The organism is Desulfosarcina ovata subsp. ovata (genome assembly GCF_009689005.1).
Classification (GTDB): Bacteria; Desulfobacterota; Desulfobacteria; order Desulfobacterales; family Desulfosarcinaceae; genus Desulfosarcina; species Desulfosarcina ovata.
The window spans coordinates 4,570,381-4,588,071 of the sequence record NZ_AP021879.1; the positions used below are offsets into that span (position 1 = coordinate 4,570,381).

Annotated in this window: 19 protein-coding genes; 8 read left to right on the forward strand and 11 right to left on the reverse strand. The window is 55.9% G+C overall.

Going from position 1 to position 17,691, the window contains the following annotated elements:
• Positions 1-9: 9 nt before the first annotated feature.
• Positions 10-318, forward strand: coding sequence for a hypothetical protein (locus tag GN112_RS20190; RefSeq protein WP_155311869.1), 309 nt, complete (start codon positions 10-12; stop codon positions 316-318).
• Here the strand turns inward: GN112_RS20190 and sat are convergent.
• Together sat and GN112_RS20200 are read right to left on the reverse strand one after the other, a co-directional pair.
• Positions 315-1,586 (reverse strand): sulfate adenylyltransferase, encoded by a 1,272-nt coding sequence (gene sat, locus GN112_RS20195; protein WP_155311870.1) that lies wholly within the window; start codon positions 1,584-1,586, stop codon positions 315-317. The two genes, GN112_RS20190 and sat, sit on opposite strands and share 4 nt — an antisense overlap.
• A gap of 198 nt (positions 1,587-1,784) precedes the next feature.
• Positions 1,785-2,582, reverse strand: coding sequence for a sulfite exporter TauE/SafE family protein (locus GN112_RS20200; RefSeq protein WP_155311871.1), 798 nt, complete (start codon positions 2,580-2,582; stop codon positions 1,785-1,787).
• Between the two features lie 221 nt (positions 2,583-2,803).
• Between GN112_RS20200 and GN112_RS20205 the strand changes: the two genes are divergently transcribed.
• The gene (locus GN112_RS20205) at positions 2,804-4,396 is read left to right on the forward strand and encodes a PilT/PilU family type 4a pilus ATPase (RefSeq protein WP_155311872.1); all 1,593 of its coding nucleotides are present in this window, start codon (positions 2,804-2,806) and stop codon (positions 4,394-4,396) included.
• Positions 4,397-4,429: 33 nt separating this feature from the next.
• On the opposite strand, the gene GN112_RS20210 is transcribed toward GN112_RS20205, so the two are convergent.
• The 3 genes from GN112_RS20210 to GN112_RS34470 are packed head-to-tail and all read right to left on the reverse strand — an operon-like array spanning position 4,430 to position 6,415.
• Positions 4,430-5,263: a M48 family metallopeptidase gene (locus GN112_RS20210; RefSeq protein WP_155311873.1), complete on the reverse strand. Its 834-nt coding sequence runs from the start codon at positions 5,261-5,263 to the stop codon at positions 4,430-4,432.
• A complete protein-coding gene (locus tag GN112_RS20215) occupies positions 5,264-5,713 on the reverse strand; it encodes a YbjQ family protein (RefSeq protein ID WP_155311874.1) in 450 nt (149 codons plus the stop codon).
• Positions 5,714-5,722: 9 nt separating this feature from the next.
• Complete coding sequence (locus tag GN112_RS34470; RefSeq protein WP_231717078.1) at positions 5,723-6,415, reverse strand: YbjQ family protein; 693 nt, start codon at positions 6,413-6,415, stop codon at positions 5,723-5,725.
• 138 nt (positions 6,416-6,553) lie between these two features.
• On the opposite strand from GN112_RS34470, the gene GN112_RS20225 reads away from it, so the two are divergent.
• Entirely contained in the window at positions 6,554-7,300 is a 747-nt protein-coding gene (locus GN112_RS20225) for a hypothetical protein (RefSeq protein ID WP_155311875.1), read from the forward strand.
• A 41-nt stretch (positions 7,301-7,341) separates the two neighbouring features.
• Here the strand turns inward: GN112_RS20225 and cmoB are convergent, their stop codons facing one another.
• The 3 genes from cmoB to GN112_RS20240 form a co-directional block, all read right to left on the reverse strand.
• Entirely contained in the window at positions 7,342-8,319 is a 978-nt protein-coding gene (cmoB, locus tag GN112_RS20230) for a tRNA 5-methoxyuridine(34)/uridine 5-oxyacetic acid(34) synthase CmoB (protein ID WP_155311876.1), read from the reverse strand.
• Positions 8,316-9,041: a carboxy-S-adenosyl-L-methionine synthase CmoA gene (gene cmoA, locus GN112_RS20235; protein WP_155311877.1), complete on the reverse strand. Its 726-nt coding sequence runs from the start codon at positions 9,039-9,041 to the stop codon at positions 8,316-8,318. Before cmoA ends, cmoB begins: the two co-directional genes overlap by 4 nt.
• Positions 9,042-9,237: 196 nt before the next feature.
• Positions 9,238-10,563, reverse strand: coding sequence for a uracil-xanthine permease family protein (locus GN112_RS20240; protein ID WP_174247667.1), 1,326 nt, complete (start codon positions 10,561-10,563; stop codon positions 9,238-9,240).
• Positions 10,564-10,775: 212 nt separating this feature from the next.
• On the opposite strand from GN112_RS20240, the gene GN112_RS20245 reads away from it, so the two are divergent.
• Positions 10,776-11,372, forward strand: coding sequence for a lytic transglycosylase domain-containing protein (locus GN112_RS20245; RefSeq protein WP_155311878.1), 597 nt, complete (start codon positions 10,776-10,778; stop codon positions 11,370-11,372).
• Between the two features lie 14 nt (positions 11,373-11,386).
• Here GN112_RS20245 and GN112_RS20250 read toward each other — a convergent pair whose 3' ends face one another.
• A complete protein-coding gene (locus GN112_RS20250) occupies positions 11,387-11,572 on the reverse strand; it encodes a DUF2065 domain-containing protein (RefSeq protein WP_155311879.1) in 186 nt (61 codons plus the stop codon).
• 214 nt (positions 11,573-11,786) lie between these two features.
• Between GN112_RS20250 and GN112_RS20255 the strand changes: the two genes are divergently transcribed.
• Complete coding sequence (locus tag GN112_RS20255; RefSeq protein WP_155311880.1) at positions 11,787-12,986, forward strand: phospholipase A; 1,200 nt, start codon at positions 11,787-11,789, stop codon at positions 12,984-12,986.
• A gap of 87 nt (positions 12,987-13,073) precedes the next feature.
• Here GN112_RS20255 and tatA read toward each other — a convergent pair whose 3' ends face one another.
• Complete coding sequence (gene tatA / locus GN112_RS20260) at positions 13,074-13,256, reverse strand: twin-arginine translocase TatA/TatE family subunit (RefSeq protein ID WP_155311881.1); 183 nt, start codon at positions 13,254-13,256, stop codon at positions 13,074-13,076.
• Between the two features lie 301 nt (positions 13,257-13,557).
• On the opposite strand from tatA, the gene GN112_RS20265 reads away from it, so the two are divergent.
• The 3 genes from GN112_RS20265 to GN112_RS20275 are packed head-to-tail and all read left to right on the forward strand — an operon-like array spanning position 13,558 to position 16,708.
• Positions 13,558-14,628 carry a uroporphyrinogen decarboxylase/cobalamine-independent methonine synthase family protein gene (locus GN112_RS20265; protein WP_155311882.1) on the forward strand — a complete coding sequence of 357 codons (1,071 nt, stop codon included), beginning with the start codon at positions 13,558-13,560 and terminating at the stop codon, positions 14,626-14,628.
• A gap of 32 nt (positions 14,629-14,660) precedes the next feature.
• Positions 14,661-15,515, forward strand: a complete 855-nt coding sequence (locus GN112_RS20270) for an AAA family ATPase (RefSeq protein ID WP_155311883.1) — start codon at positions 14,661-14,663, stop codon at positions 15,513-15,515.
• 2 nt (positions 15,516-15,517) lie between these two features.
• Positions 15,518-16,708: a vWA domain-containing protein gene (locus tag GN112_RS20275; RefSeq protein ID WP_155311884.1), complete on the forward strand. Its 1,191-nt coding sequence runs from the start codon at positions 15,518-15,520 to the stop codon at positions 16,706-16,708.
• Positions 16,709-16,713: 5 nt separating this feature from the next.
• Here GN112_RS20275 and GN112_RS20280 read toward each other — a convergent pair whose 3' ends face one another.
• A complete protein-coding gene (locus GN112_RS20280) occupies positions 16,714-17,517 on the reverse strand; it encodes a TatD family hydrolase (protein ID WP_155311885.1) in 804 nt (267 codons plus the stop codon).
• Positions 17,518-17,691 lie beyond the last annotated feature (174 nt).

The window sequence follows — 17,691 nt, forward strand, 5'->3', positions numbered from 1 at the left end:
CGTTGATGGATGGCACCATTTGAAAATTTCCCACCTCGGCGTTTACTGTTCATACCATCCCCACCGCCCCTGAACAAGCCGTCTCTCGATGCTGCGAGCATCGGTGTCAACGCCCCACAACATGCGCTGCTCAATGAATTTATAGTGGCTTCGGCATGGAGCAGTCTCGACGGCTATGCCCGGCAGGCGCGTCAGGGCCTGTGTTCAGTTTCGTTGATGGGCGGGCCGGAAAAAACGGTGTACAAAAAAAGCGGGACGCACCCAAGTGCATCCCGCTTTGTGGTTTTTCTTGTAAAGTCGGCAGTGACTGGCGATTAGTCGCCGGTAGCGGCCTTGTGGGTCTTGATTTCAACCTTTTCGGTAAGACCTTCGTAGTACTCGCGCAGGATGGCGACAACTTCATCACGACCAAAGTGATCGGGCAGATCGCCGCCCTCGGACAGCATCTTGCGCAGCATGGTGCCGGAGAGCAGCACGCGGTCTTCCTTGGCGTGGGGGCAGGTTCTCAGGGAAGCCATGCCGTCACACTTGTAGCAGTAGAAGGTCCAGTCGATCTTCAGCGGCGTACAAAGCAGGCCTTTTCCACCCTCGGGGGTCGGAATCTTGTCGAAGATGGTCTGTGCTTCGAACATGCCATAGAAGTCACCCACGCCGGCATGGTCACGGCCGATGATCATTTTGGAGCAGCCATAGTTCTGGCGGAAAGCGGCGTGCAGGAGGCCTTCACGGGGACCGGCATAGCGCATATCCAGAGGATAGCCGCCCTGAATAACGTTCTGCTCGACAAAGTAGTTTTTCACCAGGGCGTCGATGCATTTTACGCGGACTTCGGCCGGAATGTCACCCGGTTTCAGGTTGCCGACCAGGGAGTGGATGTAAACGCCGTCGCACACTTCCACGGCGATCTTGCACAGGTACTCATGGGAGCGATGCATGGGGTTGCGCAACTGCAGGGCGGCCACTTCACTCCAACCACGATCCTCGAACAGCTTGCGGGATTCGGACGGACGATGGTAGACACCGGCGTATTTGGTCGGGTATTCGCCTTCGCTGAGGACCTTGACCGGGCCGGCCAGGTTGATCGGTTTCTGGCTCATGACCATCTGGACGCCGGGATGATCTTCCTTGGCGATTTTCCAGAATTCCTCGGCCGTCGGGGTGCCTTCGCCCATGAAGACTTTTTCGCATTCCCAGGTCTTGTCGGCATCGGTCATCTCGAATTTTTCGGTGACTGTCATGGTGGCCATGATCTCTTTGCTTTCGGGATCGACCAGGGCGATTTCGTCACCATCGGCGATGCCGTCAGCATCTTCCTTGGTTACGTCGAGGCACACCGGCACGGGCCAGAAGGTACCGTCGGCCATCAGGAAGTTTTCGCAAACGCCTTTCCAGTCCGCTTTGGTCATGAAGCCGGTGATGGGGCTGAAACCGCCGATACCGATCATGATCAGGTCGCCTTTGACCCGCGGGGAGATCTCGACCTGCTTCAGGCCGGCAGCCTTCTTCAGTTCGGCTTCCCTTTCGGCGCCTTCGAGCAGACAGATGGTCAGACCTTTGCCTCCATGGGGGGGGATGAGTGTGGACATGTGTTCTCTCTCCTTTCAATTTTTAGATTTTCACAATCTGTAAGCACAGATGAATAGCCGGGAAGGAATGAAAATATCAAGTAGATGTAACTATTCGGGAACGGTATATTTGTCAAGAACATTCATAACGGCGCCGATTGATGGCTGAAATAAATAATTCGATAACAAACAAAAAGCCGAATTCGGTGCCAAACCTGGCTAAAGAATGCCGATCAGCATACGGGTGCCCACCACCAGCAGCAGGATGGCAAAGACCCGTTTGAGCCGATCGACGGGCAGGCTGTGGGCCAGGCGAACGCCCAAGGGGGCCGTCACGACACTCGTCAACACGATACCCACCAGTGCCGGCAAATAGACGTACCCCACGGAGTAGGTCGGCAGCTCGGCGGCGTTGAACCCATTGTAAACATAGCCGATCGTTCCGGCGATAGCGATCGGAAAGCCAATGGCGGCTGACGTGCCGATGGCATGGTGAACCGGCATGTTGCACCAGAGCATGAAAGGGACGGAGAGCGTGCCGCCGCCGATGCCCACCAGGCTCGACACGATCCCGATGACGTTGCCGACACCGAACATGGCGGCATGGCCCGGAATCTGCCGGGATGGTTTCGGTTTTTTGTTGGTTAGCATCTGTGTTGCCACATAATATAGGAAAATGACGAAGAACACTTTCAGAAAACGCGTGGAAAGCTGGGCGGCAATGCAACTCCCGATAAAGGTGCCGCTAAAGATGCCGATAACGATTTTGCGCACCACATTCCAGTGAACCGCACCCCGCTTGTGATGGGCGCGAAAGCTGGAAACCGCCGTGAACATGATACTGGCCAGGGAGGTGCCCAGGGCCAGATGCATGATCACCGCGTCGGGAATTCCCTGGCGGACAAAACAGAAAACCAACAGGGGAACGATTACCAGCCCGCCGCCGATACCGAGAAGTCCGGCCAGAATGCCGGCGACAGCGCCAACCAGGATGTACATCAACAAAATTGTCGTCATGGAGTTACTCCGTGGTCAATGACGGGGACAGAGAGATGCGACGGGTAAATCGCAGAGTGCCGTTAGCATGTTTACCGGCTGTCCACAAGGTGTGATCGGATCTTTTCGAAAACAAAAGGATACAATTTTATAGTGCTGGCGTATGATTCGCATTGATAAAAAATCAGCGACGTGTTCACTAATTTTAATTCGACGAATATGGTAACAGGAGAACAGCATCCATGAGCGTTCACCCCTCCCCCCAAGCTCCCAACGATATAAAAAAGCGGCGTATCGGCGAGCAACTGCTCGACGACGGCCTTATCAATTCGGAACAGCTCCAGCAGGTGCTCAATCGGCAGGCCCAGGTCGGCGGAAAGTTGGGTTCCATCATGATCGAAATGGGCTTCGTGGAACTGGATGACTTGTTGGACCTGCTCAGTCGAAAGTTTGGTGTTCCAGGAGTGAACCTTTACCAACGCAACATTGGAAAAAATGTGCTTCACCTGCTGCCCATCGAGAAAATGGTTGCCAAGCGGGTTCTGCCTGTATCGCTGGATGGCCAGAACCTGGTCCTGGCGATGGTTAATCCGCAGGATTTTGCCACCATTAGCGAACTTGAGTTTTCCCTGGGAAAAAAAATCAGGCCGGTGGTGATGCCGGCTTTCATGCTGGATAGCGCCATTCGCAGTGTCAGCGCTAACCCGGACGGCGATCTGCAAGGGGCTGTGCTGGCAGAGCTGGTAGAAATGGAGAAGAGCGAAAAGTCTCCCCGATTGATGCCCCTTTTGCGTTACCTGAAAAAGACCGGCGCCAACGATATGATCTTCACGGTCGGTTCTCCGCCATCCATCAAGGTTGCCAACTCACTGAAACGAATGGCGATTCCTCCACTTACTCCCGAGGATTGCATCGGTTATGTTCGGGAAATGCTTTCCGATGAGGGCTGGCATGAATTTCAAAAGAAGACCGACCACGAATTCACGATCACTTCAAAGGAACTGGGGCGATTCAGGGCGGCGCTTTATCGTCAGCGGAATTCCGTGGCCATCGCCTTAAGGCCGATTTTGGACGATATGCCGCCATTGTCCGAGTTGAACCTGCCGGAATGGATCGCCAAATTCGCCCTGCGCTCCCAAGGGCTGATTCTGGTTTCCAGCCCGGCAGGCCATGGCAAGACCACCACGCTCTCCGCCTTGGTGGATATCATCAACAGCCGTCGGGGGTGCAATATCATTACCATGGAAGATCCGGTGGAGTTTTTGCACAAACATAAAAAAAGCAATATCAGCCAGCGTGAAGTGGGCCGGGATGTGCCTTCCTTCGGTCAGGGTATGCGTCATATGCTGCGCCATTCACCGGACGTGATCGTTGTTGGCGAGATGCGTGACAGAGAAACCTTCCGGATCGCCCTGCAGGCGGCCAATTCAGGTCATCTGGTCCTTTCCACCGTTCATTCGGACAACTCCACTTCCATCATCGAGCGGGTCGTCAACATGTTTGAGCCCTTTGAACAGAATTTGATCCGCATGACTCTGGCGGAGTCCCTTTTAATCTCGATCGCTCAGCGACTGGTGACCCGCAAGGATGGCAATGGCCGGATGCTGGCCCTGGAATATTTTGTCAACAGCCACCGCATGAAAGGATTTATCCGCGAGGGCAAGACCCATCAGGTGAGAACCCAGATGCAGACCGGCAGCGACGATTTTTCCAGCATCGACATTTCCCTGGCCAAACTGGTCAAGCAGGGGCTGATCCGTGTTGAAGACGGGCTGACCCATTGTGAAGACGATTCGTTTTTTCGCAGTCTGGTCCAGCCGGCGGATAAGAATTGATAATAGATAGTTATTCTTTGTTGGGAGTCTTTTTCAGGGATTGGTTTTCGGCAGTGATAGATCCATGGGCAAGGGGGTCGGGGTGCCGATTGGATAGCCGCGTTGACGGATCAGGTTTTCCAGATGGTCGATGCGACGCCGGTTTTCCGGGTGTGAGGCAAAGTAATGGCCGAAGCGGCCCGGGTCGGCAGCCTTCGGAATTTTACGGAAGAAATCGGTGGCACCGGCGGTGTTTCCATAATGGCAGACGAGCGTCTCCAGGGCAAACGTGTCGGCGCGGATCTCCTGACTGCGTGAAAAATTAAGCTCGGTGAGGGTGACGCCCTGGCCGATCATATTGCTGATGCTGTTGTTTGCGCCCATCAGGACGGTCGATGCGCTCATCAGCACCAGGGCCCGTCCGATGCCACGCAGGTGGTCCCGGTGGGCGTAATGCCCCAGTTCGTGAGCCAGAACAAAGATCAGTTCGTTCTCCGACTGCATTTCTGCCAGAAGGCCGCTGAACACGATGATGTGGCCACCGGGAAGGGCCGCCGCGTTGATCGCATCCGAGGGCTGCACGTGGATGGTGATGGTGTAGGGCAGGTTGGTGCACTGCTGCTGGATGCGGTCCACCAGGCCTTGCAGGTAGCGGCTGGTGTCGGATTCGTTTCCCGCTGCGTTGAAGCGCTGCATGAAGGCGCCGGCCAGTTTTTTTTCCAGCTCCATGGAGATGCGTGGAACCAACAGGTCCACGGCGAGTCCCAGCACCAGGTAGACGACCACCGTCAGGGCCAGCAATCCGCCGGCCAGCACGGCAAACTCTTTCAGCGGATGGGTCGGGGATACGTTGACGTTGGTTCCGGGATGCCGCGGGGTGAATTTCAACTACTCCTCCACGGTCAGAGCCGTGCCGTAGGCCATAGCTTCCAGGCAACTGATGTTTTTCCGTTTGGACTGCTTGCCGATGGCGGCGGTTTCAATCCGCACATTGACAATGATCGTGGCATCGCCGGCCATGGCTTTCATGCGCAACAGGGCCTCGCGCCGGGCGCGGTCCATCAAGCTTTCGTAGGATTTCACCTTTCCGCCGAAGATGTTGCGCAACCCGGCCAGAATCCGCTTGAAATAATCCACGGAGATCACTGCGCTGCCACGCACCATGCGCGCCGAACGAATTTTGTTTTCGGCGATATGGGCGGATTTCATTGTCACCGCCGGCAGGTTGAGAGTCGCCTGTTCCCTTGCGACGATGGAGCGATAGTGCCGTTTTTCTGCCCAGGTGCCGGCACCATAACCCAGGGCCAAGAGTGTCAGGAAGACGATCAGGTCGATCATGTCAGCCTCCTATTTTACCGTTACGGCCGTTCCATAGGCATACAGTTCGGCGGCTCCCTGGGCCACCGACGAGGTGGAAAAGCGCACGTTGACAATCGCGTTGGCCCCCATCAGGCGGGCCTCCTCGATCATCCGCTGCATGGCCTCCTGGCGGGATTCCTGAAGCAACTGAGTGTATCCCTTGAGCTCGCCGCCCACCAGGTTTTTCAGGCTGGCCATGAAGTCCCGGCCGACATGTTTGGCCCGGATGGTGCTGCCGGAAACCAGGCCGAAATGCTCGGTGACGGTTTTACCGGGAACCGTTTCAATGTTCGTGATAATCATTTTTCCTCCATTGGATGTCGTGATATAGTGAACCTTAACGGCCGAAACGGGCGGTTGGGGGGGCTCCTCCGGGGGGGCGTCGCGAGCGGTGGGCGGTGCGGCCGCAGCCTCGTCGGGCGGGGTGGTGGACTCGGCGGCCAGCGGCGCTGTTTCGTTCCGAATCTCACAGAATGCGCCGGCTGTGGCAAATGCCTGCTTGTATTTTTCGGCGGTTTTCAGGTCTGTGTTTTTTCGTATGGCAACGGGACTGCCGGAAAAGAGCCGTTCAATTCCCTGGTCATCGGTTTTCAGGGCGGATTGCAAACGCTCCTTGACCATGTCCGCGTTTTTTCCAGGCATGATTCTGCCTTCAAAGACAACACTGTACCGATCACTCATGGCAATTTGACTCCTCCTATGGGAAACCAGGGTTGGCCAGCGATGTGGGTGACCATGTTACCATGCAACAGGATCCCACACGATTCAATAGACTAACGATCGATATCGGACACCGCCGATTATAACATGAGACAAAAAATGAATGATTTTAACAAATACACGTTGTTGCTGTGTGTCTTCATCCTGTGCTCGACCATCGGATGCAGCGCCCGGATGTTGGCGTCCCCGGTGGTCTCGCCGCCATCCGGGCCGCCACAACTTCAGTCCGCCGAAGAGGGCTGGTGGGCCGTTCGTTTCAGGATGGACCGGCCTGACAACGAAACCCGATGGGAGAAGGATCTTTTACTGGCGCATCGGATTGTTGCGCCCATAATTGCAGAAGAAGAGGAGAATATCGGTTTGTGGCGGTTTCACCGCCGTTCCAACAACGATGCCGCCAGCCACCAGTTCAGTTTCATCTTCTACAGTACGGCGGTGACGGCTGACCGGATCTATCGACGGGTGATGGATGACGCCCTGGTGACGCAACTGCTCCATCAAGGCGTTGTTCAGCGTGTGGTCACCGATGCCCTTGACCGCAACGAGCGACCGGCGGTGGGAGATACCAGTGACCCCAGCTGGTCTCCGGTGATGCGCAATGCCTGGCCCCATTACATTATGGGGGTCAGCCGCATGTGGCTGGCGATGGTCGATCAGGTTTCCCGAGAAAACGGTGCCCCAGAATCCACCCTTGAGACCGATCTGTTGGCTCACTATCAGCGGGTTAATGCAGAGGTCACGCGCATCTGGCAGCAGGAGGGATACCATGCCCTGCTTCACCACCTGAATGCGATCTATGGCTATGAACCGATGGTCTACTGGGAGAAGCGCTGGAAGTCTTTTTAGCGTCGGCCGGTGCGGTTATACAGATCCGCCACGGATACATGTCATTTGGGGGAGGCGGTGGCCAGCACCATAGCCCGCACCGGTGCCGGGTACCCCTCGACGGTTTTTGCAGGGTCCCGGGGATCCAGAAAGTCGGTCAGGCTCTGGGTGTCGATCCAATCGGTCTTGCGCTGTTCGTCCGGGGTGGTCCGGGAGATGTCCACGCAGCGGATATCGGCAAAACCGCAGCGTGCCAGCCAATGGGAGAGGCAGGTGACGGAGGGGATGAAAAAGATGTTGTTCATCCGGGCGTAGCGTTTTTTAGGAAACAGGGCCATTTCCCCGTCTCCCTCGATGATCAGGGTTTCCAGCACCAATTGCCCGCCGGGCGCCATGAGCTGATGGATCTGCAGCAGGGTATCCAGGGGCGATCGACGGTGGTAAAGGATGCCCATGCACAAGATGGTGTCGAAACAGCGCCGGATGACCGGCAGTTCCTCCAGCCGCAAGGGAAGGCAATGCACCCGGGGAATGGAGAGGTAGCCGGAGAGGGCCAGAAACTGGAAATAGAAGGTCGCGTAAGGCTCGATCCCAAGGACGAGGGCCGGTTGGTGACTGGCCATGCGGAACATGTAGTAGCCGCAGCTGGCACCGATATCCAGGACCCGTTTGCCGGACTGGGACGGCAGATGGGCCGCCAGGCGGTTCCATTTGATGGCGCTGTTCCACTCGCTGTCCACCGGGATGCCAAAAACGTCAAACGGGCCCTTGCGCCAGGGTTTCAGGCCGGTCAGTGCCTCATGCAGGCGGGATGATTGAGAATCGTCAAGGTCATCTCGGGTGCCGATACGGATGCGATCCTGATCCACATCGTTGGACGATGGCCTGACGGTGGGAAGCTTTTCCAGGGCGCGGGCCAGGGCCATCCCCTTTTTATTGGTCTGAAAGAAGTTTTCCTCACGGGCGCTTACCGCCCGAATCAATTCAGGAAGGTGAGGGGCCATCGCCGGGTCGGCGGAAAGCTCGGCCAGCCGGTTCATTTGATGCAGATCCACGAGCAGAAATTGAACCACTTCAGCCAGACATCGATGGCCGAAAAGCCGCAGCCGTTCAGCCGGTCATGATGCTGAGCCACGGTTTCCGGAACAAGGACATTTTCCAGGGCCTCCCGCTTCTGGCTGATTTCCAGTTCACTGTAGCCATTTTCGCGCTTGAAGCGGTAATAGAATTCCACCTGCAGATCTGCCAGCCCCGCGTCCGGGTGAACGGTCTTTTCCGAGAAAAGCAGCATCCCGCCGGGCACCAGTGCATTGTAAATCCGTTGTACCAGCCGATCCCGATCCGTCGGCGGAATGAACTGCAGGGTGAAATTGACGACCACCACCGAGGCCTGGGCCAGCCGCACATCCCGGATGTCGTTACAGCTCAGGCGGATATCCGTTCGCTGCGGCCATTCGGCCATCCGTTTGTCAAAGGCGTCCAGCATGGGCTGGGAACTGTCCACGGCCACCATCCGGAAACTGCCCGGCGGCATGCCGGCGCACACGCTCAGGGCAAGATTGCCGGTGGAACACCCCAGGTCATAGATCCGTGTGCCGGGCTGGTAGCCCCGTTGGACCAACCGGGTCTGCTGGCGGATGATCTCTGCGTACATGGGCACGGAGCGGTGGATCATGTCGTCGAAGACATTTACCACCGCGGCGTTGAATTCAAAGGGAGGAATCGGTTCCTGCGGGGTTCGGTAAATACGATCTTTCGTCATCTTCCCATCTTCCGGTCCGGATGGCATGACTGGTTCATGGCCGTTCGCCAGGCGCTTGCCGGCTAAGAGCCTGTTTGATAAATCCGCCTAAGGCCCGCTAACGGCGTTGGAAAGTGTCTCAAAATGCTCACATATTACATATATGCGCCGCTTTTGAGCCACTTTCCGCCTTGTTATCGAGCCTGATCCAGACTTCTCAAACAGACTCTAAATGTTTTCCGGGCAGGATCAGGTTGAGCACCACGCCAATCACACCGGATAGGCCAATACCGCCCAGGGTGAAGGCACCGAAAGGCAGCACCATGCCGCCGATCCCGCAGACCAGGATCAATGCCACGATGGTCAGATTGCGTGCCTCGGTCAGGTCTTCGCCGGCTGTGACCAAGGTGTTGAGCCCCACCACGGTGATGGCCCCGAACAGCAGCAGCATGATGCCGCCCATGACCGGAACTGGAATGGTCTGCAACAGGGCGCCCATTTTTCCGATGAAGGCCAGGGCGATGGCAAACAGGGCCGCCCAGGTCATTATGCCGGGGTTGAACATGCGGGTCAGGGTCACCGCGCCGGTCACTTCACTGTAGGTGGTGTTGGGCGGGCCGCCCAGCAGGGAAGCGAAGGCGGTGGCGATGCCGTCACCCATCATGGTCCGGTGGATGCCCGGGGTCTTGACGAAGTCCTTGCCGGTGACGGTGCCGATGGCCAGGATGTCTCCGAAATGCTCGATGGCCGGAGCGATGGCCACCGGTACGATGAAGAAAATGGCCTGCAGGTTCCACTCGGGCAGAACGAAGTCAGGGACGGCAAACCAGGGCGCATCCAGCAGTGGCTGGAAGCTGACCAGCGCGGGGCCGGTAAGGTTTTTCAGGCTGCCTGGGTCGAATCCGGCCTGGATGGATGTGGAGATGCCAATCAGATCGAGGATCAGGGCGGCCAGGTAGCCGGCACCGATGCCGACCAGAATCGGAATCAGTCGCAGCCATCCTTTTCCCAGAAGGGAGGTGAGCACCGTAACCAGCAGGGCGACGCCAGCCACGATCATCGCCGTTGCCTGGGGAACCAGCCAGGCTGAGCCATCGCCGGTACGCCCCATGGCCATATGTACCGCCACCGGTGCCAGAACGAGACCGATGACCATGATCACCGGGCCGACGACCACGGGCGGCAGCAGCTTGTTGAGAAATCCCGATCCAAAGGTTTTGATGCAAAGGCTCAGCACCACGTAAAACAGGCCGGCGGCGACCAGACCACACATGGTGCCGGGAATGCCCCAGGAGCTCACGCCATGAATGATCGGTGCAATGAAAGCAAAGGAGGAGGCCAGGAAAATGGGTACCATGCGCTTGGTGACGAATTGAAAGATCAGGGTGCCGGCTCCGGCGGTGAAGAGGGCAACATTGGGGTTCAGCCCGGTGAGCAGGGGAACCAGGACCAGTGCGCCAAAGGCGACAAAGAGCATCTGGGCGCCTACCAGGCTGTCTTTGGGGCTGAACACATAATCGGTGGCTGACGGCTGCACAGGCATAACACCTCCTTCCTTTTTCATGGTGGGATCGCAGCGGCTTAAAAGTTGGATCGGTCTATATGCGCAAAGCCGGTGGGTGTCAAGCCTGCCGGCGGGTTGCCTTTTTTCTTGCCAATATTCAAAAAAAACTTTACAAATCCATGTGTTGTGCCGATATTCGCATAAATTGACGAATGATAACAACTCACCCATCCATGATGGCGAAATCACCGATGCGAGAATCGATTCCTTTCCGGCGGGTCAAACCCTGCTGCCTTTGGCTGGCACTCGGTCTCCTGCTTCTGGTGCGGCCGGCCATTGCCGACATTTATATGTATGTTGACAGGAATGGGGTCATGCATTTTACCAATGCGCCCACATCCAGCGATTACAAGGTCTACATCCGTGAACGTCCCAAACGGAAGGGGCGCGGCATGGATTCCAATCGGTTTGATCGCTTTATCGACGAGGCGGCCACCCTTCATGGATTGGACTTTCCCCTGCTCAAGGCGGTCATCCGGGCCGAGTCGGCATTTGATCCCAAAGCGGTCTCCAAAAAAGGGGCCATGGGGCTGATGCAGATCATGCCGGAAAACCTGGACGCCTTTCGGGTTTACGATCCCTTTGACCCCTGGCAGAACATCATGGGCGGGGCGCGCTACCTGAAATCCCTGCTGCAGCGCTTTGACGGGCAGGTTCCGTTGGCATTGGCGGCCTACAATGCCGGCCCGCAGAGGGTTGATGCCTATCAGGGCATTCCGCCAATTCGCGAAACCGAGGAGTACGTCAAGAAAGTGATGAGATTCTTCCAGCTTTACAAAAACGGATAGACCCCCTCAGCGCATCATCGCCGGCCCAGGTAAACCAGCAGCAATCCAGCCACCATCATCACCAGCCCGAAACGCCGGAGGCGCGCCGGCGCGAGTTCAATGATTTTTGCCATCCACGTTTTCATCCGTTCCGGGGCCGCAAAATAGGGAACGCCTTCGACGATCATCACCATGCCGATTACACAAAGAAAATAGTCCATTGTCAGTCAGTTGTCCGATGTGGCAAGAAGCGGTTTGAAAAATTGGCATCAGATCATTTTGGGATTAATCCTGTTTTTTGCATCCCTGACGTGAAAAACCGATTTCCCTGTGATAGTAAAGACGCGTTGTCCCCAGTTTTTGGGCAAACATGTTGTTACAGAAAATCAAATTGTTAACGGGCGTCCCCTCACAGGGACAAAATGGGAGCTTGGGATGAAAAGGTATTTTCGCTGCACAGCTTTTATTCTGGCCTTTTTCATTTTGGCCTTGATTTTGCCGGCCGGTACATGGGCGGCTGCGGTCAATATCCTGATGGCGCCACCCGACCCGCCGGTTCGAGGTGGCGATTCGGTGGCCCTGGAACTCTATCTGCACAACAACACGGATGCCGTCATTTCCCGTGAGTTGCCGCTACGGGCACCCTGTCGGATCGACACCGGACGGACCCAGCGGACGATCTATGCAGAACTGTCGGGCGGGCAGGCGATGTCCAGGGTGGATATTCCTGAACAGGGATTCGCCAGACGGCAGTACCGCCTGTATTTACCCGCCTACGCCATGGGAACCGTTCATCTCAAGCTGTTGACCCTGGAAACCAATGCCCTGACCCTGTCCGTCGAAAAACCGTCATCCGAAGCCTGGCAGGGAGAACAGGTTCCCCTGGATGAGGGCCCGACGATGATTCAGTCTTTTCTGGACAATTTTTCAGTTCACGAACCCATGTATTTTCTGCTGGGGGTGGACCCGGGAATCGAACAGAGCAAATTCCAGTTCAGTTTCAAATATCGCCTGTTCAATCCGGACGGCGATCTGGCGGCGATTGCGCCCATGGTGTCATCGCTTTACCTGGGTTATACCCAGCGGTCGGTCTGGGATCTGAAAAGCGCCTCCCAGCCCTTTGACGACACCAGTTATATGCCGGAAATTTTTTTCGAGCTGCCCAAGATCGATCTGAATATCGACCGCATTACCGCTTTCGGTTTACGGGCTGGGTTCATGCACGAATCCAATGGGAAGGCCGGTAACGAGTCCCGCAGCACCAACTATGTCTATTTGGAACCGATTATGGGGATTCATCTGGGCGGCCCCTTTTTTCTCAAGATTGCCCCCAAAATATACACCTATGTGAACAATAACGACGATACCAACGCGGACCTAAAAGATTATCGCGGATACTTTGACCTGGCGACGGAAATTATCGATCCGGATGGGCTGGCCCTGGAGTCGCATCTCTGGTGGGCCGACAAAGGCGCGACGCTGCAGCTCGATCTGAGCTATCCCATGCCCCGGCTGCTGCCGCTATCACTGAGCCTTTACCTGCATGCCCAATACTTCAGTGGCTACGCTGAAACTTTGTTGCATTACGATCAACGGCAGGATGTATTTCGATTGGGATTTTCCATCGTTCGCTAAAAAGAGCCTGCGTGGGCATGACGATTCACCGGGTACCGCTTTACATCCCATTGGCCGGCGATGCTGCAAATCGTAAAAAAATGCCCATCAGGATTTTTTTTCGTCTTCGATTTTTTCCGGTTCTTCGGTTTCCGCCTCTTTGGACGCGTCCTTGAAGTTTCGAATGGCTTTACCCATGCCGCCTCCGATTTCAGGCAGTTTGCCGACCCCAAAGATAATAAGAATAATGACCAGGATAATGATCAATTCGGGCATGCCAATTCCAAACATGTACTCCTCCTACATGTAGTCCAAGTATTCTTCGGCACAGCTTTTGGAGAAAATTGTCTCTCCACGGCAACCGGCGATTATGGCTTTTTTAAATCCCCTTTCCAAGCCTTGGGGGCCGCTTGTTGGGCGGTTCCATGGAAGGGCCGAAATTACCGCCGAACAATACCATTGTGGCCATCGGGTGTCAATTCAACGCCGTTTGGGGGTTCAAAAAAAGTGGCTGGTGCCAGCCTTGTGAAAAAAGGTCGGTCGTGATAAAAAGATCCGCTTAACGCTGTTAAAAAAATGAAAGGACGTATCCATGGCCCTAACCTTGCGACCGGATGGTCTGCCCATGCTGATTGGCAGCTTTCCCCTGGACGATCATACGGCAGCATCCCGCTTGATTATGGATTACACGCCAGATATTCCTCTGTGGGCGCAACTGCCGATTTTTCCCCAGGAAGGTATGATCCCTCAGTTTTTACCGGGAATGCCGGCTGTTGTCGACCGTGACGGCAAATGGTTTATCGATGTCGCCAGTGATGCCTTTGACAGTGAACTGCTTGCTTTTTTCGAAGACTACATGGCGGCCAGCGAAGATCCCGGCCGGCTGGATGGGTCGCGGTTTGCACTGACTGCATCCACAGGCGGGGGCGTTCGAGCGCTGCTGGAGACCTTGGCCAGATTGGACCGCAAACCGTTTGCGGTCAAGGGGCAGGTGACCGGGCCGATTACCTTCTGTACCGGGGTCAAGGACCAGGAGGGCCGGGCCATTTTTTATAATGAGACCCTCCGGGATGCGGCGGTCAAACACCTGTCGCTGAATGCCCGCTGGCAAATTCGTACGCTTTCCGGGCCGGGTTGTCCGGTGATCGTTTTTATCGATGAACCGGCGCTGGCCGGATTTGGTTCGTCGGAACTGATCAGCATTTCGAAGGAGGACATCCTGGCCTGCCTCAAGGAGGTGGTGGATGCCGTTCATGCCGATGGGGGATTTGCCGGAATCCATGTGTGTGCCAATACAGACTGGTCGCTGGTGCTGGAATCCGGAGTGGATATTGTCAATTTCGATGCCTATGAGTATTTTGATCGCTTTATCCTTTACGGCTCACAGATTTTCGATTTTATGTCTGCTGGTGGCTGCCTCGCCTGGGGTATTGTTCCCACACTGAAGCCCGAAGAGATTCAACAGGAGACCACCCAGAGCCTGTATGCCGGCTGGCAGGCCCGTTTCCGCCAAGTGGAAGCCCTTGGTATCGAGGCCCGACAAATTCTTGCTCAGTCGTTTATCACGCCCAGTTGCGGAGTCGGTTCGCTTAGTCCGGAGCTGGCCCAACGGGTGTTGATGCTGACCCGGGATTTGTCCCTGAATGTGCGCCAATCGATTTAAATACAACTGAACAAAGATACAGAGAGGGGTTTATGACCGCGCAAGCAACTGATGCGTCCTTTACCGGCGCATCCCGCTATGTATTGGATGAAGAGCTGGCCCAGATTGTCAATATCTCCATGGCCCTGGAAATGCCCCTGCTCCTCAAAGGCGAGCCCGGCACGGGCAAAACCATGTTGGCCCACGCCATTGCCGAGAGCCTGAATATGCCGCTGATCGTGCTCAACGTCAAATCGAGCATGAAGCTGGTGGAAGGATTGTACCAGTACGACACCCTGACCCGGCTTAATGACAGTCGTTTCGGCGATAGCCGGCGGGATGTCAGCAACATTGAAGAGTACATCAAGATGGGCAAGATCGGCCAGTCCTTCATGGCCGATCAGCGCACCGTGCTGCTTATCGACGAAATCGACAAGGCGGACACGGATTTTCAGGACGACATGCTGGATGTCCTGGACCAAATGGAATTCGATATCATCGAGATCGACAAAACCATCACGGCCCGTCATCGCCCGGTGTTCATTATTACCTCCAACGCCAAAAAAGACCTTTCGGATCCCTTTCTGGGGCGTTGCAATTTTCACCACATCGCCTTTCCGGACCCCAAGATGATGCGTCGGATTATTGGTGTCCATTTTCCCGAAATCAGCAACGAACTGGTGGACAACGCCATCGATGCCTTTTACCGCATGCGGGAGTTGGAGGCCATTGAGAAGCGACCGGCAACCCGCGAGTTGATCAATTGGATCCGTGCCCTCAAGGCCGATCCGGATTTCAAGCCCAAACGGCTGGCCAAGGGTGATCTGCCCTTCCTGGGCGTTCTGTTCAAAAAGAGCGGCGATTACGAACGGGCCAGTACTTTTGTCAACCGACGAAAGATGTTCTGACCATGTTCCTGAACTTTTTCTACAAATTGAAAGAGGTGGGGATCCCAGTCAGCCCGACGGCATTTCTGACCCTGCACCGTGCGCTGGCCAACCATCTGATCTCGAGCCTGGACGAGTTCTATACGGCATCGCGAACCATCCTGGTGAAGAGCGAACGCTACTTCGATCTGTTTGACCAGGTTTTTGCCTACCACTTTCAGGGGGTGGAACTGCCCGATGCCGAGGGGCTGGAAATCGATGAACTCGCCCGAGCCATGCTGGAACAGTGGCTTGCAGATCCGAAGATCATGGCCGATGCGCTGGGTATTGATGAGAGCGAACTCAACCGCATGACCCCCGAAGAACTGATTGAGTATTTCAAGGAGCGGCTGAAAGATCAGGATGGCCGTCACGACGGGGGGGGCAAATGGATCGGTACCGGCGGCACCTCACCGGTGGGCCATTCCGGCTACCACCCGGGCGGCATGCGCGTCGGAGGGGTGTCGCGCAACAAATCGGCCGTGAAGGTCGCCATGGATCGGCGGTACAAGGATTACTCACTTACCGGCCCCTTGACCCAGGCCATGGTGGGCGAAGCCCTCAAACGGTTGCGCAACCTGGTGCCGGCCGGCCCCAAGGATCAGGTGAATGTTGACGAGAGCATTTACCGGACCATGAAAAATGCCGGTGAGATCGAAATCGCCTTTGACCGGCGCATGAAGGACCGGCTCAAGGTGATCCTGGCCATCGATAACGGCGGCTGGTCTATGGATCCCTATGTGGCGGTGGTGCAGACGCTTTTCGATTACGCCAGGGCGCAGTTCAAGGAAGTGCGCACCTTTTTCTTTCACAACACCATTTACGACACCATCTGGGAAGATCCGGCGCGCTACCGCAAACCGATGCGCATGGCCGAATTGTCGCGCCTAGATCCGGATACCCGATTGATTGTGGTCGGCGATGCCAGCATGGCACCTTACGAACTGATGTCCCGGGATGGATCGATCTATGTGCAGGATCGCAGTGGCAAGCCCAGCGTCGAGTGCCTGCGTACGCTTGTACGGACCTTTCCCCACAGTGTTTGGCTGAACCCGGTGCCGGCGTCCATGTGGGGCTACACCCGCACCATCATGATGATGCGCCAGATTTTTGCCATGTTCGAGCTTTCCATCGACGGGTTGGAGAAGGCGGTTCAGCATCTCATGGCGGCATAGGGGGCTCATGCCTGTGGGGCGTCGTCCGACGGATCGATACCAAACAGGCCGCAGGTGTTGGCCCAAATCTGATCGGCAAGCTGGTCCGGATTTTCCCTGCGGATCTCGGCCACTTTCAGCAGCACCTCACGGACAAAGGCCGGTTCATTGCGACGAAATTTGTTCCGTTGGGGGGTGGGGGTCAGAAACGGCGCATCGGTTTCCACCAGCAGCCGGTCCGATGGAATGGACGGGATCATTTGGCGAAGCGGTTCCCCCCGCTTGCGGATGGTGACGATCCCGGTAACTCCGATGCAAAATCCCATTTCTATGTACTGGGCCAGTTCGGTTTCGGTTCCGCTGAAACAGTGCACAACCGCCTTTCTCCGGGAACAGGGGTGCATCTTGAGGATTTCCAGCAGACGCCCTTGGCTGTCTCGCTCGTGGAATATCAACGGCAGACCCAACGCTTCGGCGATCTCCAGTTGGCGGATGAACCAATGCTCCTGTTCTTTTTGGGGCGAATACATGCGGTTGAAATCGAGTCCGATTTCACCCCAGGCGACCACCCTGGGATCGGATGCCAATGTTTGCAGATGCGCTAATATGTTTTCCGAACAGGACTGGCTGTCGTGGGGATGGACCCCCACGGCGGCAAATAGCGCTGTATGACGACGGGCCAGGGTAACGGCACGATCCGATGTGCGCTGATCGACGCCGACAATCAGCATGCGATTGACCTCGGCGATTTTGGCACGCTGAAGCATCTCCGCAAAGTCCGGTTCAAAATGGCGATCATCAATATGGCAGTGACTGTCAAATATTTGCATTGCTTTTAACTCCCCATGCTTTTTACCAATCCATCAGGCTTTGATTAAAAGGTTATCGCTTTTATCATAAACGAGGTGGGATTGTTACCCCTTCCCACTGTACCCATTGATGTTTTGAGCTTGATTTCAAAACTAAGCTGTGTATAGTGGCTAAATTGTAGCTTATTGAAGGTG